General features: G+C 31.5%; 19 protein-coding genes and 1 other annotated feature. Of the genes, 6 read left to right on the top strand and 13 right to left on the bottom strand.

The window, feature by feature from the left end; all coding sequences use genetic code 11:
• Nucleotides 1-803: 803 nt before the first annotated feature.
• Together GXK57_RS01140 and GXK57_RS01135 are read left to right on the top strand one after the other, a co-directional pair.
• Nucleotides 804-2711, top strand: a complete 1908-nt coding sequence (locus GXK57_RS01140; protein WP_160670187.1) for a glutamine synthetase — start codon at nucleotides 804-806, stop codon at nucleotides 2709-2711.
• A gap of 287 nt (nucleotides 2712-2998) precedes the next feature.
• Nucleotides 2999-4117 (top strand): HD-GYP domain-containing protein, encoded by a 1119-nt coding sequence (locus tag GXK57_RS01135; RefSeq protein WP_160670184.1) that lies wholly within the window; start codon nucleotides 2999-3001, stop codon nucleotides 4115-4117.
• A gap of 454 nt (nucleotides 4118-4571) precedes the next feature.
• Here GXK57_RS01135 and GXK57_RS01130 read toward each other — a convergent pair whose 3' ends face one another.
• Nucleotides 4572-4847 (bottom strand): hypothetical protein, encoded by a 276-nt coding sequence (locus GXK57_RS01130; protein WP_160670181.1) that lies wholly within the window; start codon nucleotides 4845-4847, stop codon nucleotides 4572-4574.
• 324 nt (nucleotides 4848-5171) lie between these two features.
• On the opposite strand from GXK57_RS01130, the gene GXK57_RS01125 reads away from it, so the two are divergent.
• Both GXK57_RS01125 and GXK57_RS01120 read left to right on the top strand, forming a co-directional pair.
• On the top strand, nucleotides 5172-5372 hold the full coding sequence (locus GXK57_RS01125; RefSeq protein ID WP_128211076.1) for a helix-turn-helix transcriptional regulator: 201 nt from the start codon (nucleotides 5172-5174) through the stop codon (nucleotides 5370-5372).
• A gap of 1 nt (nucleotide 5373) precedes the next feature.
• Complete coding sequence (locus GXK57_RS01120; RefSeq protein ID WP_243156341.1) at nucleotides 5374-5754, top strand: hypothetical protein; 381 nt, start codon at nucleotides 5374-5376, stop codon at nucleotides 5752-5754.
• Nucleotides 5755-5965: 211 nt separating this feature from the next.
• Here GXK57_RS01120 and carB read toward each other — a convergent pair whose 3' ends face one another.
• Together carB and carA are read right to left on the bottom strand one after the other, a co-directional pair.
• On the bottom strand, nucleotides 5966-9181 hold the full coding sequence (carB, locus tag GXK57_RS01115) for a carbamoyl-phosphate synthase large subunit (protein WP_160670178.1): 3216 nt from the start codon (nucleotides 9179-9181) through the stop codon (nucleotides 5966-5968).
• A 33-nt stretch (nucleotides 9182-9214) separates the two neighbouring features.
• Complete coding sequence (gene carA, locus GXK57_RS01110) at nucleotides 9215-10264, bottom strand: glutamine-hydrolyzing carbamoyl-phosphate synthase small subunit (RefSeq protein ID WP_160670175.1); 1050 nt, start codon at nucleotides 10262-10264, stop codon at nucleotides 9215-9217.
• Between the two features lie 1125 nt (nucleotides 10265-11389).
• Between carA and GXK57_RS01105 the strand changes: the two genes are divergently transcribed.
• Nucleotides 11390-11875, top strand: coding sequence for a hypothetical protein (locus GXK57_RS01105; RefSeq protein ID WP_160670173.1), 486 nt, complete (start codon nucleotides 11390-11392; stop codon nucleotides 11873-11875).
• A 390-nt stretch (nucleotides 11876-12265) separates the two neighbouring features.
• Here GXK57_RS01105 and GXK57_RS01100 read toward each other — a convergent pair whose 3' ends face one another.
• The 3 genes from GXK57_RS01100 to hisS form a co-directional block, all read right to left on the bottom strand.
• Nucleotides 12266-12889: a DNA-3-methyladenine glycosylase gene (locus tag GXK57_RS01100; protein ID WP_160670170.1), complete on the bottom strand. Its 624-nt coding sequence runs from the start codon at nucleotides 12887-12889 to the stop codon at nucleotides 12266-12268.
• A gap of 177 nt (nucleotides 12890-13066) precedes the next feature.
• Nucleotides 13067-14287: a tyrosine--tRNA ligase gene (gene tyrS / locus GXK57_RS01095; protein ID WP_160670167.1), complete on the bottom strand. Its 1221-nt coding sequence runs from the start codon at nucleotides 14285-14287 to the stop codon at nucleotides 13067-13069.
• 367 nt (nucleotides 14288-14654) lie between these two features.
• Nucleotides 14655-14916: a binding site (T-box leader), on the bottom strand.
• A 117-nt stretch (nucleotides 14917-15033) separates the two neighbouring features.
• Nucleotides 15034-16353: a histidine--tRNA ligase gene (gene hisS, locus GXK57_RS01090; RefSeq protein WP_160670164.1), complete on the bottom strand. Its 1320-nt coding sequence runs from the start codon at nucleotides 16351-16353 to the stop codon at nucleotides 15034-15036.
• A gap of 700 nt (nucleotides 16354-17053) precedes the next feature.
• Here hisS and GXK57_RS01085 point away from each other — a divergent pair.
• Nucleotides 17054-17287, top strand: coding sequence for a DUF2164 domain-containing protein (locus GXK57_RS01085; RefSeq protein WP_160670161.1), 234 nt, complete (start codon nucleotides 17054-17056; stop codon nucleotides 17285-17287).
• A gap of 90 nt (nucleotides 17288-17377) precedes the next feature.
• Here GXK57_RS01085 and GXK57_RS01080 read toward each other — a convergent pair whose 3' ends face one another.
• The 7 genes from GXK57_RS01080 to GXK57_RS01050 form a co-directional block, all read right to left on the bottom strand.
• A complete protein-coding gene (locus tag GXK57_RS01080) occupies nucleotides 17378-18409 on the bottom strand; it encodes a hypothetical protein (protein ID WP_160670158.1) in 1032 nt (343 codons plus the stop codon).
• A 10-nt stretch (nucleotides 18410-18419) separates the two neighbouring features.
• Nucleotides 18420-19433, bottom strand: a complete 1014-nt coding sequence (locus GXK57_RS01075; RefSeq protein ID WP_160670155.1) for a phosphodiester glycosidase family protein — start codon at nucleotides 19431-19433, stop codon at nucleotides 18420-18422.
• Between the two features lie 758 nt (nucleotides 19434-20191).
• Entirely contained in the window at nucleotides 20192-21367 is a 1176-nt protein-coding gene (locus GXK57_RS01070) for an ABC transporter permease (RefSeq protein WP_160670152.1), read from the bottom strand.
• Entirely contained in the window at nucleotides 21360-22091 is a 732-nt protein-coding gene (locus GXK57_RS01065; protein ID WP_160670149.1) for an ATP-binding cassette domain-containing protein, read from the bottom strand. The genes GXK57_RS01070 and GXK57_RS01065 overlap by 8 nt, the downstream gene beginning before the upstream one ends.
• A gap of 19 nt (nucleotides 22092-22110) precedes the next feature.
• On the bottom strand, nucleotides 22111-22638 hold the full coding sequence (locus GXK57_RS01060) for a DUF2812 domain-containing protein (protein WP_160670146.1): 528 nt from the start codon (nucleotides 22636-22638) through the stop codon (nucleotides 22111-22113).
• Between the two features lie 20 nt (nucleotides 22639-22658).
• Nucleotides 22659-22982 carry a PadR family transcriptional regulator gene (locus GXK57_RS01055; protein WP_160670143.1) on the bottom strand — a complete coding sequence of 108 codons (324 nt, stop codon included), beginning with the start codon at nucleotides 22980-22982 and terminating at the stop codon, nucleotides 22659-22661.
• Between the two features lie 259 nt (nucleotides 22983-23241).
• Nucleotides 23242-23682 (bottom strand): GNAT family N-acetyltransferase, encoded by a 441-nt coding sequence (locus tag GXK57_RS01050; protein ID WP_160670140.1) that lies wholly within the window; start codon nucleotides 23680-23682, stop codon nucleotides 23242-23244.
• Nucleotides 23683-23725 lie beyond the last annotated feature (43 nt).

The raw sequence follows: 23725 nt of genomic DNA, 5'->3' as shown, positions 1-23725 counted from the left end.
GGCCAATACCTAAAAAAGCTATATTTTTTTGTAAAATTAATAATTTGTCATACGGTATTTTTCTTTTTTCATATTTTTACTAGTTTTTTTGGTTTTTTTGACTTTTTTTATTGATTTTTCTTTATCATTTCATTGACACCTTAGGTTTGCTTATACTACAATTTTTTTATAATATATTACTTTTTCTTTTACTCTTTATAAGTATAATACAATGCTTTCTAAGGAATTCCTATATCGAAACTTATTTTATACTTGCTGAAAAGTGGCCAATTATGGTTATTTGGGAAGTGGATAAATTAATAATTTGGTTAGGAACTCTATATAGATATACCAATTCATATTGAAATCTAAGCTAATAAGTAAATTACAGTTATATGAAGGAAAGATCCATCATATTATTTTTCCATTGGTTGTCTATACAATATTACAAAATTCAATTCTAAAGATTTTGTAATATATAATTTTTCAAAGAGTAAAATACTAATAGTTTCTGAATACTAATCTAAAATCTCAGAAATTGCTAATGCTATCTAGTAAAAAGTAATTGTTCTCTAATAAAGATCTACTACTTTAATCATTAAACTCAGATAAAGAATGAGTAAATATCATTCTTGCCTTAGTAAACTCTACTTTAAAGTGATTAATCTATAGATGTACAATAATAAACTTTATAGTAATTAATTCAAGGTTCTTTTAAGCATTTCATTTAACAGCCAGTTACTCTTATAAAATCACTAAAATTTATAAAGAAGGGAAGTGAACACGCTCTTACTTAAATATATATTTAGTAAGAGCAAAATATTATGGCAAAAGATTTAATCTATACTATTAGTAATGATAAGCATAACAAAGAGGATTTATTAAACTTATTAAGTTCTCATCCTGAAATAAAGTTTGTGTCTATAGTAGGCATAGATTTATCAGGTAACGATACAGATGAAAAAATACCTGTAAGCTTATTTAAGGAGGATATAGATTCATTTTTAAGTGGAACCGCTGTTCAAACTGACGGTTCGTCTGTAGTTCTTCCAGAAATAGCTACATTGAATAATGCCAAGGTAGATATGATAACAGACTTAGATGCAGATTGGTTTGTAGATTATAACTATGAGTTTATAGATGAAGAAACAAACAAGCCTGTAGGAACCTTAAGAATACCTTGTTTTCTTTATCACGAAGATGTGCCAGTAGATTCAAGACATATATTAAAATCCGCAGTAGAAACTTTCAAAAGCTCATTGCTTGATATATTTAATAATAAACCTGAAACTCTTAAACCATTTGGAATAACTTCAAATGACATAAAGGAAATTGTTATAACCTCTGCAACTGAACTTGAATTCTGGGTTAAAACCCCTAACGATAAGGTGGAGACTGAAGAACTATCCACTTCCCAAGTGTTGCAAGAGCAATACTGGACTAGAACTAAGGGTATAGTAAGAACTGCTCTTGAGCAAAGTTTAATTCTTATGGAAGAATACGGCTTCGAACCAGAAATGGGTCACAAAGAAGTTGGCGGAGTTAAAGGTAAGTTCGATTCTTCAGGTCATTTCAATCACATAATGGAACAGTTAGAAATAGATTGGAAGTATGCTGACGCAATTCAATCTGCTGACAATGAACTTTTTATAAGAAATCTTGTAAAAGAAACCTTTAGAAGAAATGGGTTAGATGTTACCTTCCTAGCTAAACCAATAGAAGGCGTTGCAGGAAGTGGAGAACATACTCATCTTGGGGTTAGTGTTAAGCTTAAGGATGGTAAGAGAATAAATCTATTCACAGCCACAAAAAATGACTTCTTAAGTACTATAGGCTATGGCGCTATAATGGGACTTTTAAAGAACTACGAAGTTGTAAATCCTTTTGTTTCTTCAACTGCTGATTCTTTAAGAAGATTAAAACCTGGTTTTGAAGCTCCTGTTTGCATAGTTACTTCATTAGGTCACAGCCCAGAAGTACCTTCAAGAAACAGAACTATCTTGGCTGGTCTTGTAAGAGATCCTCATAATCCATTAGCTACAAGATTTGAATTAAGAGCACCAAATCCTCATACAAATACTTATTTAGCATTAAGTACTGCTTATTTATCAATGTTAGATGGTATATTATATGCCTTAGAAAACGGAAAAACAGAAGAAGAGCTTCTTAAAGAGCTTTCAAAAAAGGCTGGTGAAGAAGCTGATTACCTTGAAAAATCCAGAGCATATAGAGCCGAAGAAGATGTTTTCGAAGACTTTACACCAGAGGAAAGAGATGAATTCTTTGGTATAGCACCAGCTACAGTTTATGAGAATTTATTAGCCTTAGATAAGTATCCCGAGAAAGTTAAAGTATTAAAGAGAAATGATGTATTTACTGATAAGCTTATAAACAGCTTCAGACTTGGAGCTACTAAAAGATGGACTACAGAAATAACTAGCAGAGTAATTGCTGAATATGCTTCAGAAATAAGAAGTTATAAATCTCTTCATTCTCTTGATAAAGCACTTGACCTAGATATATCTAATTGGATGGCTATAAATGATTTAAGACATTATATAATGAAGGATAGCTATACTAACAAGAGCTTATTCACAAAGATTAGAGAAGCTATTGCATCAGATGACCTAGAAACTGCTTCAGATTTACAAATAGAATTAGATGATAAGATGACCTTACTAAGATACTTATATAGTACTTATAAGAAGAATCTACTTGATATAGATTTATAAAACAGTAAAAATAGCCCTTAAAGATTTATTCTATAGGGGCTTTTTTTTATGTTTAATTTTACTTACACCACTGAACGATGAATAAGTAAATATCCATAAGTCCAATAAAAAATAAATATACTTATATGAACTTTTGTATAAAAAATGTTAACTTACTTCAATATGAACAAAAAATATAATTAATTCATAATACTTTGTCATTAATTTCTATTATTTAATAAAAGTATGGAAGACTAGAAACTTTTTGTAGTATAATTGAGTATATATCTTAAGATGAGGTGCAGGAAATGAGACTAGTTCCTATTGAATGCGTAAGGGAAGGTTGTTATTTAGCCAAGACTTTATTTGATGAAAGCGGAAGAACTTTACTAAAGGAAGGTATAAAACTAACTTCCCCTATAATAAAACGAATTAAAGACATACATATTTATTCCTTATATGTAACGGATGAATATAGCGAAAAAGAGATTAATGATATTATAAAACCTGAATTAAGGCAAAAATCCATTGCATTAGTTAGGGAAACTTTTAGTGATGTAGAAAGAATTTATTCAAATCTTCATAATTCATCATTAAACAAAAAGAAAAGAGGAATACTTCTAAAACAAAAGGAAGATTATCTATCCTCCATTCATGATCTCGCTGAAGAACTTTTAGATAATATACTTTCAAATAAAAATATAATGGTAAATCTAGTAGATATTAAGAGCATGGATGCATATACATACCAACATTGTGTAAATGTAGCTATACTTTCCCTAGTACTCGGAATAGGGCTTCAACTAACCAAACACGAACTGATAGATCTTTGCATAGGCGCTTTATTACACGACATTGGAAAAGTATTTATTCCTAAAGAAATCTTATTAAAAGAAGGTCCTTTGACATATAGTGAATTTGAGATAATGAAAGAACATCCTAAGAAAGGATATTCTTACTTAAAAAATTCTCATAATGTTTCAGCTTTCTCAAGAATGGTAGTATTACAGCATCATGAGAGAGAAGATGGATTAGGATATCCAGATAACCAAAACGGAGCTAAGATAAACAAGCTAGCAAAAATAGTTTCGGTCGCTGATGTATATGACGCTCTAACTTCTGACAGGCCCTATAGACGAGGTTTGTCGCCTAATGAGGCTTTTGAATTCATTCTAGGAAACGCTGGCACAATGTTTGATTATAACATAGTGAAAGCCTTTGCTAAAATAATAGTTCCATACCCAGAAGGTACTATAGTACAACTAAGCAATGGAGATATCTGTGTTGTTGAAAGCACTCCACCTGACTATCCACTTAGACCTCAAGTGAAGATAGTTAAAAGTACTAATGGAAGCTCTGTAGGTTCATTAGTAAGCTTAGTGAAAGAATTGTCTCTGGTAATATCATCAGTACAATATGAAGTTTAGATCTTTTTAAGATTACATCTTACATATTTGAAAGTTATAAATAGTAATTACATATATGCTTTGAACTTAATTATTATATCTACACAATCTAAAAACTTTATATTTTACCCTAAACTTAAAAAGTACAGATTTGAGCATTCTGTACTTTTTACTTATTCTATATATTTACTATTATATATACATGCTAAAGCTTATATTTACAGATTAAACCGGTGGATCTTTATAGAGTCCATAACTCAACTATTATTTATACATGCTCTAAAGTTCCAATAACCAGCAAATTTACAACAAGTATACATTAAGCTTCGATATATGAACTATTTATATGTCTTCTAATATAAAAACCAAGGTTCTGCTAGATAATACTGTTGAAATTATACCCACTTACTTTCAGCAACACTCTAAACATAACCAATATAAAAAGAAAAACCTGCAGTGTACTATTGTTAAGTCATTAATTATTTAAAGCTATATAATTATTGCTTAATATTTCAAAAGAATAATAATCAGTACCCACAAAAGGATTATTGTTTACAATTTCTTCAGCTTCCTGAAAAGTGTTTGCTTGGAATATAAATGTACCACCATTTTTATTATATGTTCCAGCACATAATAAATATTTTGATAAATTCATTTCTCTATATTTAGCATTAGTGTCCTTGATCTTCTGCTTTTCTGCTTGATCCAGTTTATAATTAATCTTAACAAATATACCACTATTTTTTTTCATCTCATAAGTCCTCCCTTTTTTATCCTTGTTTTATTATATTAGCTCGTCCATAAATTTATGCCTAAAGTTTTCCCGAACATACGTTTGATTATATTGTAGCGAACACCCGTTCACATGTCAATACATTTATATACATTTTCCAACATATTATTCAAAATATTTTACATAGATTTTGTAGTATTATAAGAAATTCTGTAATATTAAAATTCTAAGTGTTCTCTTTATAGGAATATTTGCATATGGAAAGTTTACTTGACATTATTAATTGTTATTGTTAAACTATAATTGTAAAGTTTACTTTCCATTCTAAACGGAGGTAATATTATGAAAAACAAACTTGAAGAAATTAGAAAACAGCACGGCATAACACAAGAAGAACTTGCTGAAAAATTAGAAGTATCCAGACAAACTATCGGCTCACTTGAAAACGGAAGATACAACCCTTCTATATTATTAGCATTTAAGATTTCTAGGCTTTTCAAACTGAGTATTGAAGATATCTTTATTTATGAGGAGAGTGAATAAAATGAAACCTTTCAATTATATTTTTCTTTTTTTAGTAATTATCTTACTCCTATGTTCATCAATCACTTTGTTTTTTATAGGTGGGTATACTTCTAAGACCGTAACAATTATAATAGTTGCAATAGCTGTATCCGCTATCACTAGAACTATATATTCTAGAATTTTTGTAAAACAAAAGGAAACCGATGAGAGAAATATAGACATTGACGCTAAAGCTAAAGCAAAAGCCTTTGATGTGGTTGGAATTATCCTAGGAATACTAATACTTATATATGCATTTACAAACGCTCACATTCAGGTAATAGCCTTTGTTGGTGTAGCGTACTTATTAATATATATTGTGTATATGTTTTACTTTTCTAAATACCATAAAGAAATGTAACTTTATAAAAAAATTTATTACTCTATAAAAAAACTGCTATGATCATTTGATATTTTAAAGTTTAGCTAACTAAAAATTTTATACCGATCTAGACATTGAAAAAGCCATCCACATGAAAAGGGTATACCTTACATGTAGGTGGCTTTCTTATTTTAACTCTATTTAATTTAGCGTATATTCAAATATTGTTTAAATTAAGTGACAGCTTAAATTAATATTTCTGCGCTAGGTTGAACACCTCAAGGTCTTTATCTTCCATTTTACTTAGTTTTACTTGCACAAGAGCATTGAATGTATCTAAAGCGGTTATAACACCTATGTTTCTTTCTACAGCAGCTCTTCTTATATGAAAGCCGTCTCTCTTAGAGTCATTTCCCTTAGTTGGTGTATTTATAACCAAGTCTACTTCTTTATTCTTTATAACATCTATTATATTAGGATGCTCTTCATTTAACTTTCTTACATTCTTAGCACTTATACCAGCAGCTTCTAGTAGTTCAGCAGTACCTGAAGTAGCCACAAACTCATAACCTATCTCAGAAAGAACCTTTGCTATTGGGAGGAATTCATCCTTGTCATGGTTATTTATAGTAGCTAGTACTGCTCCCTTCTTTTTGTTAAGGGTATACATGTATGCTCCTACAAATCCTTTATAAAGAGCTTCTTCTAAAGTTCTACCAACTCCAAGCACTTCTCCAGTAGATTTCATTTCAGGTCCTAGTGAAACCTCTACCTTTGGAAGCTTTTGAGTTGAGAATACTGGAACCTTAACTGATATCAAATTTGGCTCCTTATATATCCCAGTACCATAACCTAAGTCCTTAAGTTTAGCTCCTAGCATTATTCTTGTAGCTATATCTACTATAGGAACTCCACTAACCTTACTTATATAAGGTACAGTTCTTGAAGCTCTAGGATTAACCTCTATAACATAAAGTTCTCCCTGAAATTCTATGAACTGAATATTAATCATGCCTTTTATTCCTATAGCAAGAGCTAACTTATTTGTATACTCTAGAATCTTATCCTTTATACTTGCACTTACATTTTGGCTTGGGTACATAGTTATACTATCCCCTGAATGTACTCCAGCTCTTTCTAAATGTTCCATTATTCCAGGTATAAGTACTTCTTCTCCATCAGAGATAGCATCAACTTCAATTTCTCTTCCCATTAAATATTTGTCTATTAATATAGGATTTTTTCTATCTTTTTCGAAGGCATTACTTAGGTAGAATTTCAACTCTTCATCATCATGAGTTATCTCCATGCCTTGACCTCCAAGAACAAAGGAAGGTCTTACTAGTACTGGGAAACCTAACTCTCTTGCTTCATTTATACCTTCTTCTAGACTCCAAATCGCCTTGCCCTTAGGTCTATAGATTCCAAGCTCCTCAAGAAGAGCATCAAACTTTTCTCTATCCTCTGCCATGTCTATCTGATCCGAAGTAGTTCCAAGAGTCTTTATATTCTTTTCCTTAAGGAACTTTGCTAGCTTTATGGCAGTTTGACCACCAAATTGAAGTATAACTCCATCTGGATTTTCTTTTTCAATTATGTTGAATACATCCTCTTCTGTTAGAGGCTCAAAATATAGTTTGTCTGATATATTAAAGTCAGTACTTACGGTCTCAGGATTGTTGTTTACTATTATAGTTTCTATGCCTTGGCTTCTTAAAGATTTTACACAATGTACTGAGGCATAATCAAACTCGATTCCCTGGCCTATTCTTATTGGGCCAGATCCTATTACCATAACCTTTTTCTTATCACTTACTTCTACCTCATCATGAGTTTCGTAGGTTGAATAGTAGTAAGGAGATAAGGCTTCAAATTCCCCGCCGCAGGTATCAACCATCTTATATACTGGTCTTATGCTCCATATATCCCTTAACTTATATATGTCATCTGGAGATACTTCCAAAAGATCTGCTATACCCTTATCAGAAAATCCCTTTCTTTTAAGTTTGTACAACCAATCCTTATCTACATCACCTATCTTAGATATTCTTAATCTCTGCTCTTCTTCAACTATCCATTTAAACTTTTCTAGGAAGAACATATCTACGCCTGTTATTTCAGCAATTTTCTCCATCCTATAATCTCTTCTAAGCATTTCCGCAAGAGCAAATATTCTCTCATCATCTGGAGTTACTACTTTTTCTTTAAGTTCTTTCATAGAAAGGTTTCTAAACTTCTTAAACTCTAAAGAATATTTTCCTATCTCTAAAGATCTTATTCCCTTAAGGAATGCAGATTCAAAATCACTTCCTATAGCCATTATCTCTCCAGTAGCCATCATCTTTGTTCCTAGAGCCCTATCTGCTCCTTGGAATTTATCAAAAGGCCACTTTGGTATTTTTACAACCACATAATCTAGGGATGGCTCAAAGCAAGCATAAGTCTTTTGAGTAACCGCATTTTTAATTTCATCTAAAGCATAGCCTAAGGCTAACTTTGCAGCAACCTTAGCTATTGGATAACCAGTTGCCTTTGATGCTAAAGCTGATGATCTGGAAACCCTAGGATTTATTTCAATTACAGCATACTCAAAAGAGTCTGGATTTAACGCAAATTGTACGTTACATCCACCTTCTATTCCAACGGCATTGATTATATCTATAGATGCACTTCTAAGCATTTGATACTCTTTGTCTGATAGTGTTTGGCTAGGAGCAACAACTATACTGTCGCCAGTATGTATTCCAACAGGATCAATATTCTCCATATTACATACTGTTATACAGTTTCCAAAGCTATCTCTCATAACTTCGTATTCTATTTCCTTCCAACCTTTTACACTCTTCTCAAGCAATACTTGACCTATGGAACTAAGTTGCAAACCTGAATCTAGTATTTCTTCTAGTTGCTCTTCATTGTCTGCAATTCCACCACCAGTTCCACCTAGAGTATATGCAGGTCTCACTATCACTGGATATCCTATCTTCTTAGCAAACTCTTTCCCTGCTTCCATGTCTGTTATAATTTCGCTCTTTATAACAGGTTGACCGATTCTATGCATCATCGCTCTAAAAAGCTCTCTATCTTCGCCTTCTTTTATTCCCTCTATGGATGTACCTATAACCTTGACTCCATATTTATCAAGTATACCTTTATCATAAAGCTCAACAGCTAGATTTAAACCAGTTTGTCCTCCCATACCAGCTAAAAGACTATCTGGTCTCTCCTCTGCAATAACCTTCTCAACAAATTTTATTGTAAGAGGCTCTAAATAAACTTTATCCGCAACCTCTGCGTCAGTCATTATAGTTGCAGGATTGGAGTTTACAAGTACCACTTCTATTCCCTCTTCTTTAAGTGCTTGACATGCCTGAGTTCCTGAATAATCAAACTCCGCTGCCTGACCTATTACAATTGGTCCTGAACCTATAACTAATACTTTTTTTATATCTTTTTTAATTGGCATAATGGTTACCCCCTAAGTTTTCTATACTACTAACTATTCTGCAAATTTTATAAACTCATCAAATATATAGTCGCTATCCTTTGGTCCAGGACTTGCTTCAGGATGAAATTGTACAGAGAAAATAGGCAAGCTTTCATGTCTCATTCCTTCTATAGTTCCATCATTTACACTGATATGAGTTGCTCTTACGTCTTTTGGTAGTACATCTACGTAATAACCATGGTTTTGGGAAGTAATATAAACTCTGTTTTTATCAAGATCCTTAACAGGATGATTACATCCTCTATGTCCAAACTTAAGCTTCTTAGTCTTTCCACCTAAGCTTAAAGCCAATATTTGATGACCAAGGCATATGCCTATTATAGGTTTCTTGCCTATCATATTTTTCACATTTTCAACTACTTCTGTTAAGTCCTCTGGATCTCCAGGGCCATTTGATAGGAAAACAAGATCTGGATTTACTTTTAGAACCTCTTCGAAAGGTGTACTTGCTGGAAAAACCGTAACCTTACAGCCTCTTCTAGCAAAGCTTTTTATTATGTTTTGCTTAACACCAAAATCCATTATAGCTATATGTTTTCCTTTTCCTTCTATCTCATAGGAGCTACTAGTTGTAACTTCCCAAACAGCATCTTTATTTGAATAAAGTTCTGTCTTTTTTATAGCCTCTTCAGTAGAAATATCTTCTAAGGTTATGATACCTTTCATGGTTCCATTTTCTCTTAGAATCTTTGTGAGAGCTCTTGTATCAATACCTTGCAGTCCTATTATCTTATTGTTATTTAAAAAAGTTTCTAGCTCTAATTCGCATCTAAAATTACTTGGTGAATCACATTTTTCTCTGACTATGAATCCTTTCACCTTCGGAGCAGAAGACTCCATGTCTTCAAGGTTTATACCGTAGTTTCCGATCAAAGGATAAGTCATAGTAACTATTTGTCCATAATAGGATGGATCTGTAAGCACTTCTTGATACCCTGTCATTCCTGTATTAAATACTACTTCTCCAACACTTTCTTTTAGGTATCCAAAGGCTTTTCCCTCAAAAACAATACCATTTTCTAATATAAGCTTTGCTTTCATTATAGTCCTCCTTATAATCCTTTAAGGAAAATACACTTTTTACAAGCGAGGTTCCCGCCGAACTAATTCATGTATATTTATTAAATCATATTGCATAAATATTCGTCAATAACAATTTATGCGTACAGTTCATCATTTATTCTAATAATGAGCCTATACTTTTACTTAGGTTAAAATTCTACTCTTTATCTTAATGGATATAGCTCCAGCATAAGATTAGATCTCTCTATTCGCTTAGATAAATGCAGTATTATGAATATAGAGCATCACAATCAAAAACTCATAAGAAGCTCTTTAAAGAGCAATAAATTAACCCTTGTGACATGAAAAGAATAAAACAAAAGGATATCTAAGAGATTAATAAAAACACTAATCTCTTAGATACCCTATATATTCAGCAGGATATTCAATTATAATCAAAGCTATTTGTTTAATTGCACGACAAAAAACGTGTGTCATAATCATACCCCTTTCTGGCCTCTCTGGACCAATTTAAAGTGTATTATCTACCTTAATATTTTCTTATTTATATCTATTCTAGTTTAACCATTAAACTCTGTCAAGCTTTAAAAGTTAGCAAATAGGAAAAAAAAGATTAAAGATTACTCTAATGAGTAATCTTTAATCTTAACAATATTATACCTTGCCTATAGGTATTTGTAAGTTATAAATAACCTACGTTGTACTCTTTTTGTCCTATTGAGTCCATTATATTATTATCTATACCAAGGATTTTGTCAATGTGATTATTAATCCATAAAAATATAAAATATACAATCGAGAGCCGCGCTTTGTATATTTATGCATAAAACTATCATCTAGAGTTTCCTTTAACTATATTTTATCCTAATGATATAACTAAAACTTTATAGCTAACAAAAAACAAAGTTCTTAAAATAAGGCTATATTTAAGAATATTGCTTAAATCAAGTGGTTCCGGAGGAGATGCTATATAAGCAAGTTATTAGCGCAAGCTAATCTAGGCATTGGATTACTGATCACTTACAACACGGTACTTTAAAAGGGCCTACAGTTAAAGACTTTAAGTATTTTAAACATATATTGTAACTTAAGTGATATAAATCTCATATTCATATAAGGAGATAAATTTTATAGGAGATCAAAATGGATTTCTTTAATAATGATTACTTCAATCCAAACAGTCATTTCAGATTTTATGATGACGGAAGTGATATTGACGAGGTTGGGGAATATGAAGTTGATGTTAGTTTTACTTACGCTCCAATATATGAGAGCTTAGAAGAAGATATGAGAGGACCTTCTGACAGACCAGTTCCTCCTCCACCTCCAGTTAATACACCACCTATGGCTCCACCACCATCCTTTAATCCTTCAAAAAACGATCCTAAGGCAAAAACACTTGCTGGAGGACCTGAAACCTTCGGAGGACAAACAAAAGCTGTAAGCCCAACTTCAATTAGGCCATGTCTTTTTAGATACACTTATATATGGCAAAATAACGGAAGATCTTACTGGGCATATCTAACCTCAGTAGATCGTTACTCAGTTTCTGGATGGAGATGGATGTTCTATAGATGGGTATATTTTGGTATAGACATAAGAAGAATAGATACCTTTATATGCTACTAAGAATGTTTTAAGGAGAAGATTTAAAATTTCTTCTCCTTAAAATATACTTGCCCTAGCATTAGTGTAGATGATATCACTTGATAATTAATTCCTTAAGCTGAAGTTTATACACCATTAGACGAATATCCATTCCATATCCTCTATGCCTTCACAATAAAAAATATATCCTGTGGTTTTATCAAAAATAATAATAGGGTTCATAGCACATCACCATTAATATTATTTTCAATAGAACTATTTTTATGACACTCATATAATGTATATTTACTACTGTAACCAGCATTATAACTATATATTTATATAAATATAACTTTTTATAAAGTTTTATTTTTAACTTCTTAAGAAGTTGAAGCATTAGATATAAATACTACAATCAAAAAAATATCTATACTACTTTTTAGAAACCCACTCATTGCCCTTAACGTAGAATCTCCATGGGAAATGAACAGCTTCTTCAGCATAATCAATTCCAATCCTTGTAGTTTCAACAATTTCTTCTGCTGTCAGTACTTTAGATTCCTTAGCTTCTTCTAAATAAATACTTTCACTTTTAGTCATATCTACCCAGTTGTCATTTTTATCTATAGAAAAAGCTATACATAGCTTTGATGGCCCATTGGTAAGTGACTTTCGCTGTGCCTTAGTTAAAGTATCTATATCTTTATCAAATCGCCTTTTGGCCATTTCCTCTAGCCCTTCCAAGGGTTCTATGCCTCTTATAAGCACGCCTTCAGCGGTTCCTTCTTCTTTAGTAATTATATTAAAGCAATTATACATACCGTATATAGAAAATACATATACAATACCAGGAGGTCCATATAGTGGCTTAACTCTCTCTGTCATTCTTCCACCATATGCATGAGAGGCTTTATCTATAGCACCAATATAAGCTTCTGTTTCTACTATCTTTCCTTTAAAAGTTATTCCATTTATATTTCTAACCAATACTTTTCCTAAAAGCTCCTTAGAAACTGTAATAGCATCTCTTGAATAAAAATCCTTTTCTATTCTCATGGTTACCTCCTGTTTTATAACTTTTATCTATAACTTTTTACGTAACTGCCTTTTCTAAATAAATGCAAAGAATTTATACCAGGCCAATGAGTTGTTGTATATTTAATACTCTAAGTTTCACTCACTACTATAGGTATATCACTGAAATTCATCACAAATTATTTTCAGCTTATTACTCTAATCTATTCTAAGCCTAAAAAACCTCAATTTACCAATCTGTATTATATCTTCATTCTTTAATTCAACAGTGGACGTGTCAATAAGCTTCTCTCCATTAATCTTTACTGCTCCACCTGCAATGAGCCTTTTGCCCTCATTCCTACTTTTAAACAGTGCTTTTTCAGTTAAGAATCCAACAAAATCTTTATTTATGACTTCCAACATATCTTTTGTAATATCCAACTCTTTTATATCTGTAGGCATATTCTTATTTTGAAATATATTAATAAATTCTTGTTCTTCGAGCTCCGCCGCAGCCTCTCCATGGTATAACCTTACAAGCTCTTTAGCCAAGCTAAGCTTAATATCTCTTGGATTGACTTTATCTTCTTCTAACCTAGCTTTCATTTCATTCACTTTATCAGGATGAATATCAGTGGCTAGCTCAAAGTATTTGATTATTTTATCATCCGGTATAGACATGGTTTTACCAAATATATCTTTAGAGCTTTCATTTATACCAATGTAATTACCTAAGCTCTTGCTCATCTTTTCTATTCCATCTATACCTTCAAGCAAAGGCATAAAAATAGCAACCTGTCTTTCTATATTAAAATCCTGCTGAAGGTTTCTTCCCATCAGTATATTAAATCTTTGGTCCGTTCCTCCAAGCTCAATATCTGCTTTTAGACTTACTGAATCGTAAGCCTGCATCAATGGGTAGAAAAACTCATGAAGTGAAATGCTTTGATTGTTTTGAAATCTTTTCTTAAAATCATCCCTTTCAAGCATTCTAGCTACCGTAGTTTTAGAAGCAAGATTTATCACATCCTCAAAATTAAGCTTAGAAAGCCATTCACTATTAAACCTTACCGTTGTCTTTTTCTCATCAAGTATTTTAAAAATTTGCTTTTCATAAGTTTTTGCATTTTCTAAGACCTGCTCTTTAGACAATTGCTTTCTAGTCTTAGACTTTCCAGTTGGGTCTCCAATCATTCCAGTAAAATCACCTAAAACTATAACAGCTTCATGGCCAAGTTCCTGCATCTGTCTTATCTTTCTAAGCACAACAGCATGACCAAGATGTATATCTGGAGCAGATGGATCAAGTCCTAGCTTGATCACTAATGGTCTGCTTTCCTTTATTGAATTTTCTATTTTCAGTCTTAAATCGTCGAGATTTATAATCTCATCTACACCTTTGGATATTATTTTTATTTGCTCTTCTATATTTATCATTTCTAATAAGTTAAGACCTCCCGCTAATTACTTAGAAATTACATTTTGAATTAAGGCTCCTAAAATAATGTAATAAAATTAAGTAATTAGCTATATCTTAACTACACCTCCTAATCAAATTAATAATTTAAATCTAGCTTCATAGTAAGCACATATAAAATTATCTGCAGAATAATCTTATAAGAATGCCTTCTTTACCAAATTAATAAACCCGCTATAGCTTATTAATCAATGAACCTTAGCTACTAATAAAGTAATTTTTATTTCCCAGAAAATAAAATTGATAAATTGACTAGTCATTAATTGATATATTTTTAAAATTGTACTTTATTTTTGAAAACAAAAAACTCCCGCCATCTAGATTGCTCTAGAGGGCGAGAGTATAACTTCGCGGTACCACCTCAGTTTATTAATGCCTTACGACACTAACCTTTTCAAGTACAATGTTAAAACATGATACTCTAGCACTATAACCTGTGCAGGAAACGGAAAACAGCCTACTACCTTTTATAAGGGTTTGGTGTTTAGCTAATAGATGTATTCAAAATAAACTCTTTGCTTCTTCACACCACCCAGAAGCTCTCTTAAAAAGAAATATATTTTTACTCTTTCTATATCATAGCCTTTTTTATATTTTTTTATATATTATACTCAACTAAACAAATTTATTCAACTAATTTATTGAAAATGTTATTTTTTTATCTCCTAAATATATCTCAACAAAAATCAAGTTGTGAAGTTTATAATCATATATTTGATACAACCAGCTTAATTGTTTCCTCAATAGATTGTTTAAACTGCTGCCCCTGAGCCATTTCTTTTACTGTTAAAATATTGCTCTGCATTTCTTCATCACCGATAAGTATCACATAAGGTATCCCTAACTTATTTGCGTAATTAAGCTTCTTTTGAAGCTTTCCTTCCTCAAAATAGACCTGAGTCACAATTCCAGCCTCCCTTAACTTATTAGCTGTATCTATAGAATAAGCTAGAGCACCATCCATAGGTATTATAATCACATCACATAAACTTTCCTTTTCCTTTGATTTTAAAAGCTTAGCTTCTCTCAGCTGGTAAAACAGTCTTGTTAACCCTATAGATATACCTACTCCTGGAAGCTTTTGATTGGTATAGTATTCTGCTAAGTTTTCATATCTTCCTCCAGAGCAAACTGAACCTATAGATGGATAGTCATCTAATATGGTTTCGTATACTGTTCCTGTGTAGTAATCTAACCCTCTAGCAATCTTTAAGTCTATCATATAATTTTTTTCAGGTACTTTAAACGCTCTTATATACTCTACTACAGTTTTCAATTCATTTAGTCCTTGAGTAAACTCTTCTTCTTGTATATTTAATTTATCTAGAGCTTCAATTACTTCATCATTACTGCCTGTTATCATTATAAAGTTAATTATAGATGATACCTGTTCTTCCTTCAAAGCAGCTAAAAGCTCTTCTTTTACACTATCTTCGCCGATTTTATCTAACTTATCTATAGTTCTAAGCACAGCCGAGGCATCAACTATCCCTAAGGCTTTAAAGAAACCATTCAATATCTTTCTATTATTTATCCTTATCTTAAAATTCTCAAAACCTAACTCTTTGAATATGGAATATATCACAGCTGGAATCTCTGCATCATTTACTATGCTTAGTTTTCCATTGCCTATAATATCTATATCACATTGATAAAACTCTCTAAATCTACCCTTTTGGTTTCTCTCTCCTCTATAGACCTTTCCTATCTGATATCTCCTAAAAGGAAAATTTAAAGAGCTCATGTTTTGAGCTACAAACCTAGCAAAAGGAACTGTCAGATCAAAGCGTAGGGATATATCATTATCACCTTTAGTAAAACGATATATCTGCTTTTCTGTTTCTCCACCACCCTTTGCTAAAAGCACCTCGCTTTTTTCCATTATAGGTGTGTCCATTGGTACAAAACCGTATTTTTCATAATTCTTCTTTATAGTATCCAACATCATATTAAAGTCAATTTGATCCTTTGGTGTAAGCTCCATAAACCCCGGAAGTATTGATGGTTTAACAATATTATTACTCATTTCTGTTCCTCCTTGTACAATATAATTAATTTCTTAGTTTGGATATTTTATATAAATAGTTGTTAGCACAAATATAAGCTTTTTATTTTACCGTATACACTGAAGGACTATCATACCACTCAGCATTGAGAGGTTTAGCTAGGAAAAACTTATACTCTAAAGTAAAAAACACCCACACAGGTTTTTGTACCTATGTGGGTGTTAATCTCTATCTTCACACCATAGATGCAAGCTAAACAGCAATAGACCTGTATCTATGGTTACTTTAACCAAGAACAAGCCTTCTATCTATGGTGATGTAATTTTACTCGCAAATTAAAATTCTCTCTTATCATAAATATACTTCTCCAAAACTAATTTTCATAATTTTAACATAATGGCAAAATATAATCAAGTAATCAGATAGACAAAAGCCAATTAGAAGAGCTATTTAATTATAATGCTATTTATGTATAACTCAATCTAGATTTTGCTTTTATTGCCTATAGTATGTATGTTAATTTATAATTATTATATATTTCATTATAAATCTATATAGCTAACTCATTCGAATAATATCGATAAAGAATATCTATATGGAATTTTAATTTATACTTGCTTGAAGATCGCGATACTTAGCCATCTTAAAGCATGAATAATTTGATAATTAAGTTGGGATCTAATTCACTATACTATATTTATTTTAAAGGAGAATGTAATCTTGAGAAAAGAGAAAAAGCCACCAATTAGTAAAGAAAAAAGAGAGGAGATGATTTCCTCAATACAAGAATTTTTCTACAATGAAAGAGATGAAGAAATAGGTAACTTAGCAGCTTCTGCAGTTTTAGACTTTTTTATAGAAGAGCTATCTTCAGAATTTTACAATCAAGGAATAAGCGATGCCTATAAATATATAACTGACAGAACTGAGGATTTACTAGGACTGCAAAAATAAAACTAAATTCTACCTTCATGTTGAATTATTGTACAGTAAAATAAGAACTACAAAGCTAGCTCATATAGCATGCTTTGTAGTTCTTATTTATTATTCTAATTCTATTACCTTAGACTGACCGTCAACTTCACAAAGTACTCCTCTATCATTGACATCTAATAAGGTTCCTTCGTATTTTATATTCTTCTTAGTAGTTAAATCAGTTAAAGTTTTATTTGAGTTGTTTACAAAAATTCTACCACCAGAAGTTAAGAATATATTTTTCACGCTAGTCTTATTGTCTATATTAATTATTTGCCAGCTACTTGCAGGCTTTTCTACATCTCCATATACTATTTCACTAACAGAATCACTTTTTCCCTTTGCAATAAATACTGAACTGTCGCTATGCCCTAGTACATTTCCTTCACTAAGATTTTTAATTCTAGTTTGTTTAGAACCAGTATTAATTTTTACCATACCAGATTGCTCATATATTAAATTTGCATTTACAGGATCTACTTCTATAGTATCTATGCCCTGAAGGTTAGCCTTAACTTTTTCCATCTGAGCCATTACATTTATTTTATATATATCACATTTACCTGCTGGTTTTCCTAATTTAAAGTACATAACATTTGAGGAAGTAGCAAAGGCCATATCTTCAATATTATCTTTACTGCTTGATAAGTTTATTATGTCTTTATGCAGGTCTAAATCAGTAAGTTCAGTTTTATCATCTCTAACGGCATCATACTTGTAAAAACCTATATATGGCTTCTTACTATCTTTTGTCTTTTCAGCTATTATTAAAAAGTTTCCGTCAGTAACCCATTTTGTATAGTTTACTGACATGTAGTCAGCTACCTCAACAGTTTTTACCGTGCCTTTAGTTCTATCCCCTATCTTCAATACACCATCTTCTAGATATGAAACATATGATCCATCATGAGACATTTTTACGCTTTTAGCCTCACTTGGTATACTAACATCTTTCATATCACTGGCTTTTTTCTTTTCTACCTTTTCTGCTTTAATAGAAGAACCTTGAACTAAATATACTTTTTCAAAGTATAAAAAAACTCCATTTTCTATAAGCAAAGCAATGACAGTCCATATTAAAAATGTTCTAAGCTTTTTCATAACAGTTCACCTACTTTTCCACATAAAATGCTGTGGCTACCTTTCTCTCCCCAGACCAAACATTAGGTGAGTTAATAACTTCTCCATCATAATACATGGTACTTGAATAACCACCATCAAGCTTTCCTGCATTCACTGCTCCTCTTGACATCATTATCTCTTGAACATCATACATATTAGCTCCAATTTTACTAACGCTCTTTCTTCCATCTATAACAAGAAGTAAGATGGTTCCATCACTTTTTTGTCCTATTGCTGTTCTAGGATTAATTCCATCTATAAACTTATCCTTAGCCTTAATCTGCCTTTGACCATTCACGATTATAGGAACCTCTGAAAAGCACATAGCTTCTTTTACATTTAGTTTTTTCAAATCGTTTATGGTATAGTTTCCAACTATAAGCACTCCACTTTTACTTATTGCAACAGCACTTTTAGCGTCATCGTAATTTATATTCTCTTTTGGGTATATAACCTTACCATCAGAAATTACATATCCTCCAGGTACAGCTCCTGTACCTTCATAAAGCTTTCCATCTGGAGTCTGGTCACTAAAAGCCCCTCCATTTATTGCAGCAATGGCATTATAATCCTTGGCAAACTCGCTGGTTTTTTCTCCAACCTTGCCTAAGTACTTAGTCATCGCCACTCTTACTTTCTTAGGGTTCTTTACCTCAAGCATATACCCATCATATCTGTCTGTATGGAAGTCATATCTCTCTATATCATTGCCAAAAGTATTCTTTATATTAATTAAACTAGTATCTTCTTTCATTGTTGGTGCAGATTCGCTGGTTTTATCCAACAAGTCATTTATAGTTGACTCAGGTAAAAATTTAGTTATAAGATAACTGTGCCTCGTACCCAAAACAGTACCTAAAACCATCTTTCTAACATCATTATATGGACCGAATAATAATATTATAGGCGAAGTTACAATTGTAAATACTATTATGTAAACTATAAACAAAGCAAACTTTTTGTATGAAAACCTACTTTTGTTCCTTGCTTTTTTCTTCTTCATAATACAAATCCTTTCATCTATAATAATTGCCTTACTTAATATAACAAAGACATATTTAGTTTTAATTACATTTTAATTACAGCTTTAATATTTAATAAATATTTAATTTTTAATTTCTCAATAACAGCATGTCCAAACGGCTTTCACTATTATAAGCTCTATAGCTTTATCACTAAGTTATATATCCAATGAAATCAATAAAATTGATAGTTACAACAAACATATCTAAGGCTTTAATAGAATAGTTATTTATTAATTAAATACTAATCTAGTTTAAATAAGAACAGTCTGAACTATCATAATTCTTCATTATTATATAATTATATGTAATCCTATACTATTATTCCAGTAACATATATTTTTATACTTGCCTATTAAGCATATTACTATACACCCCATCTATTATATAACTTTATAATTTTTATATAAACATATTTTTGTAACCATCAATCACATATTAACACTTTTCACCCATTAAATTATCCTTTGGCCTGGTAGAAAAAATTATAATTGCAGATGTGAAGAAACTACTTGGCATCATATATATCCTTATCCTTAGAGGTTTTAATCAAGCTGGTATTGGAATATTAAAACCAAAGGTTTAAAAGTACTAAAAAAATAAAAGTCATGGATAAAAAAGATAATGAATCTTTTTTCAAACATGACTTTCATTCATAAAAATTTATAAATATAGGTTTAGTAACATTATATTCAGAGATTTACTATGGTTATAACTTAGAAACCTTATACTTTCATTTCTAGCTTCTAAATATAACCTCTTCTCTTGAGAACATTATCTTGGCGAATAGAAGTGATAGTATTACATAAACTATATGCCAAGCTGCTACCACAAGAATATGTTGAGTATTAAATATTCCAACTAAAAATTCCTTCATAAGTACTACTACGTTAACTATAGGTACATGGAAGTATATAAACTTAACAGTTTTAGCATCCATCATAAATGGGATATAAGATAATATGAATACTGGAGCTGTAATTCCTGCTAAAAATGAATTTGCTTCTTTTATAGATTTTGCATATATGCTTATAGCCATTTCTACTGCACAAACTGATATTAATATAAATAATGCAAATACTGAAATTAATATTAAAGCCTTAGGCGTTATATTCAAGGAGCTACCTAACTTAAAGTTATATACTAAGGACCCTCCCATAGCTAACATACTGGCTACTAAAGCTATTATTGATACTGTTGCTAGAGTGGCTAGCTTGCCCCACATTATTGACATTCTGCTAACCGATGTAGATAGTAGTGGTTCAAAGGTTCCTCTTTCCTTTTCTCCAGCAATGAAGTCTGCTGCAATTGAGAGAGTTGGAGTAAGCATGAATATAATTATAAAGGTTGGAAGCATTCCTATCATCATAGATCCAATATCATCACCGTTGCTCTTCTTATTGTCTGCAGTGACTTGTTGTATATCAAAAGGATTTAAAAAGGTTTTATCCAAGCCCTTGCTCTCAACTCTTGCATTGACAATGGATTTATAGTATGAATCAAAAATCGCTCTTATATTTGATGCAGCCATAGATGATTTATTTGAATCCTTATCGTATACCAGCTTCAAGGTTGTTGGCTTAAGGTCTTTTATATTTTGATCAAAACCTTCTGGTACTTCTACTATAAGAGATACATCCCCTTTTTTAAGCTTAGCATCTAAATTGTCATCATAATGAAGATTTATATTTTTCTGCTCTTTTAGTATGCTTACTATGGCAGAATCCTTATTTCCTTTAATCCCTAGATCTAACTTTTTCTCAATATCAGTTTGAGCATCCTTCATCATGTAGTTAACAAGGCCAAACATCACTGGATATATTAGTATAGGTAAAAAGATACTAAATATTATTGTCTTTCTATCTCTAAAGATATCTGTAAGTTCCTTTTTAAATATGGTAAGAAAATTATTCATCTTTTTCACCTCCTATAAGATCAACAAACACTTCTTCTAAATCATTGTTATTATACTTTTTCTTTAATTCTTCTATGGTTCCCTCTTCTATAAGCTCACCTTTATTTATTATTACTACTCTATCGCACAATCTTTCAACTTCGCTCATAGAGTGACTAGAAAACAGTATTGTTTTATTTTCCGCCTTACATTTCTTTATAAAGTTCTGTATTATTCTTGTAGCTCTTACATCTAAACCAGTTGTAGGTTCATCAAATAGCATAACTGATGGAGAATGCACTATTGATCTTGCAATAGAAACCTTTTGCTTCATCCCCCTTGAGAACTTACCTACCTTTTTGTCTATATATTCCTTCATATCAAGTTCTTCAGCTAGCTCGTTGATTCTTCTATCAGCCTCTTCCTTAGTAAATCCATAAAGATTAGCGAAGTAAAGCATGTTTTCCCTAGCTGTTAATCTATCATAAAGCCCTACATCTCCACCAAATAAAATTCCTATCTCTTTTCTAACCTTTTCTGGCTCATTGATTACATCAAATCCATCCACAAGAACCGTACCTGTAGTTGGCTTTAAAAGTGTAGAAACCATTCTCATTGTTGTGGTCTTTCCTGCACCATTTTCTCCAAGAAGACCTACTATTTCTCCCGGATTAACAGTAAAACTCACTTCTTTTACTGCCTTAGTATTCTTAAAAGTTTTAGTTAAGTTTTTAACCTCTAGCATATATATTCACCCTTTCCATCTATAACTTTTTCTTTAATTCTCTATATTTAAAAAACATTTTTATATTGCCGTATATAAAAAATCCAATTATTAATATCCAAAAAATATATAATATTACTGACCTATCTGGCTGTAGAATTACTGATGTAAAGCAAATTAGCTCTGCAACTGTAAGTAAAGCTAACAGCTTTTGAATATCCCTAATCATCTCAGCTTTTGACTCTACATCATTGAAAATGTCCAGTTCTTCACTGTTTATTGCTTCACTTTTAAAATAAATCCAGCTCTTGCAAGTGGTTACAAGCTGCCAGCCTGACTCTTCGAATATAGTTAGGTAATTATCCTTTTCATACTTTTTAAGTCTTCTGTAATCAAGCTTATACACTACATCCTTTGGTTCACAGACTCTAAACTTAAATCTGCATACTCTCACAGATACTAATTCGTATCCCTTGAGGCTCATTTCCCTTAACCATCTTTCTTCAGCATCGTGCTGCCATATAAAGAAAGGCCTGTATTTTGTTATACTCTTCTCTCCACTTTTCATATTGCCCTCCAAAATATATACTATAATTTAGCTATCGCCGACTTACCATTTTCATAAAGCAATTTAATTCTTGCGTGTTCTAATCTAACTACCTCTTTGCCTAATTCAGTTAATGAATAGCTTTTTCTTCTTGAGTCAAACTCATTAACCACTTCCACTATTATTTCCTCTTTAACTAGTTTGCTTATAGCTCCATACAAGGTTCCAGGTCCAAGCTTTACTTGACCTTCAGTCATTTCTTCAACTTTTTGCATTATGCCATAACCATGCATAGTCTCTGTTAAGGAAAGGAGTATATAATATGTAGCTTCTGTTAAAGGAATATACTTTTTAGCATCCTTCATCTATCTTAGGTCATCTCCCTTAGTTATCAGTTTTTATATCGCTAACCGATATATCGCTTACTGATATATTATTCCATTTATTTCATAAAGTCAACTGTTTTTATTGAATTTTTTTACTATTATTATAGAAATTTTTCTCACTGTTCTTTCTTCAATGCTATTTCTTTATGCCTCTTACTTTCTAAATTTATATGGATAAAATACTTTAGGCAAAAAAATAGAAGCTAAATATTATAGCCTCTAACTTTCTTATAATCATTTACTCATATCTCATTTTAATATGAGGTATTCCAGCCTCCATATATACATCAGACTTTCTTTTAAAACCTAAGGATTCATATAAATCTACCACGTATTGCTGGGCTGATAGGGTTATACTTTCTTCTTTAAGTTCATCTCTTATAAATTTCATAGCCTTTACCATCATTTTGCTGGCTAGGCCAAGTCTTCTATGACTTTTTATAACTAAAACTCTTCCGATGGAAGGATCTTTATAAGCAACTCCAGCTTTAATAATCCTGCAATAGGCTACCACTCTTCCATTATCTACTGCAAAAAGATGATAACAGTCTTTATCTCTATCATCCAAGTCTTGTTCAGTAACTCTTTGCTCTCCTATAAACACTTCCATTCTAGACTTAAGTATTTCATAAAGCTCGTCTATTGTTAATTGGTTATAATGCTTTAAAATCCACTCCATAATATCTTCTCCTTCTTCATTATAACTATTTTACTAATTTCTT

The sequence above is a fragment of the Clostridium sp. C8-1-8 genome (assembly GCF_009928445.1).
GTDB lineage: Bacteria > Bacillota > Clostridia > Clostridiales > Clostridiaceae > Clostridium_AR.
The sequence above is the reverse complement of the archived record's forward strand: the minus strand, read 5'-3'. Positions and strand labels throughout refer to the sequence as shown.

What these genes read in the sequence shown, in the direction of transcription:
- GXK57_RS01135 (WP_160670184.1), top strand. Translation starts at nt 2,999, where the DNA reads ATGAGACTAGTTCCTATTGAATGCGTAAGGGAAGGTTGTTATTTAGCC.
- GXK57_RS01075 (WP_160670155.1), bottom strand. Translation starts at nt 19,433, where the DNA reads ATGAAGAAGAAAAAAGCAAGGAACAAAAGTAGGTTTTCATACAAAAAG.
- GXK57_RS01125 (WP_128211076.1), top strand. Translation starts at nt 5,172, where the DNA reads ATGAAAAACAAACTTGAAGAAATTAGAAAACAGCACGGCATAACACAA.
- GXK57_RS01100 (WP_160670170.1), bottom strand. Translation starts at nt 12,889, where the DNA reads ATGAGAATAGAAAAGGATTTTTATTCAAGAGATGCTATTACAGTTTCT.
- GXK57_RS01050 (WP_160670140.1), bottom strand. Translation starts at nt 23,682, where the DNA reads ATGGAGTGGATTTTAAAGCATTATAACCAATTAACAATAGACGAGCTT.
- GXK57_RS01130 (WP_160670181.1), bottom strand. Translation starts at nt 4,847, where the DNA reads ATGAAAAAAAATAGTGGTATATTTGTTAAGATTAATTATAAACTGGAT.
- GXK57_RS01120 (WP_243156341.1), top strand. Translation starts at nt 5,374, where the DNA reads ATGAAACCTTTCAATTATATTTTTCTTTTTTTAGTAATTATCTTACTC.
- GXK57_RS01055 (WP_160670143.1), bottom strand. Translation starts at nt 22,982, where the DNA reads ATGAAGGATGCTAAAAAGTATATTCCTTTAACAGAAGCTACATATTAT.
- GXK57_RS01065 (WP_160670149.1), bottom strand. Translation starts at nt 22,091, where the DNA reads ATGCTAGAGGTTAAAAACTTAACTAAAACTTTTAAGAATACTAAGGCA.
- carA (WP_160670175.1), bottom strand. Translation starts at nt 10,264, where the DNA reads ATGAAAGCAAAGCTTATATTAGAAAATGGTATTGTTTTTGAGGGAAAA.
- GXK57_RS01105 (WP_160670173.1), top strand. Translation starts at nt 11,390, where the DNA reads ATGGATTTCTTTAATAATGATTACTTCAATCCAAACAGTCATTTCAGA.
- GXK57_RS01080 (WP_160670158.1), bottom strand. Translation starts at nt 18,409, where the DNA reads ATGAAAAAGCTTAGAACATTTTTAATATGGACTGTCATTGCTTTGCTT.
- GXK57_RS01060 (WP_160670146.1), bottom strand. Translation starts at nt 22,638, where the DNA reads ATGAAAAGTGGAGAGAAGAGTATAACAAAATACAGGCCTTTCTTTATA.
- GXK57_RS01070 (WP_160670152.1), bottom strand. Translation starts at nt 21,367, where the DNA reads ATGAATAATTTTCTTACCATATTTAAAAAGGAACTTACAGATATCTTT.
- carB (WP_160670178.1), bottom strand. Translation starts at nt 9,181, where the DNA reads ATGCCAATTAAAAAAGATATAAAAAAAGTATTAGTTATAGGTTCAGGA.
- hisS (WP_160670164.1), bottom strand. Translation starts at nt 16,353, where the DNA reads ATGAGTAATAATATTGTTAAACCATCAATACTTCCGGGGTTTATGGAG.
- GXK57_RS01140 (WP_160670187.1), top strand. Translation starts at nt 804, where the DNA reads ATGGCAAAAGATTTAATCTATACTATTAGTAATGATAAGCATAACAAA.
- tyrS (WP_160670167.1), bottom strand. Translation starts at nt 14,287, where the DNA reads ATGATAAATATAGAAGAGCAAATAAAAATAATATCCAAAGGTGTAGAT.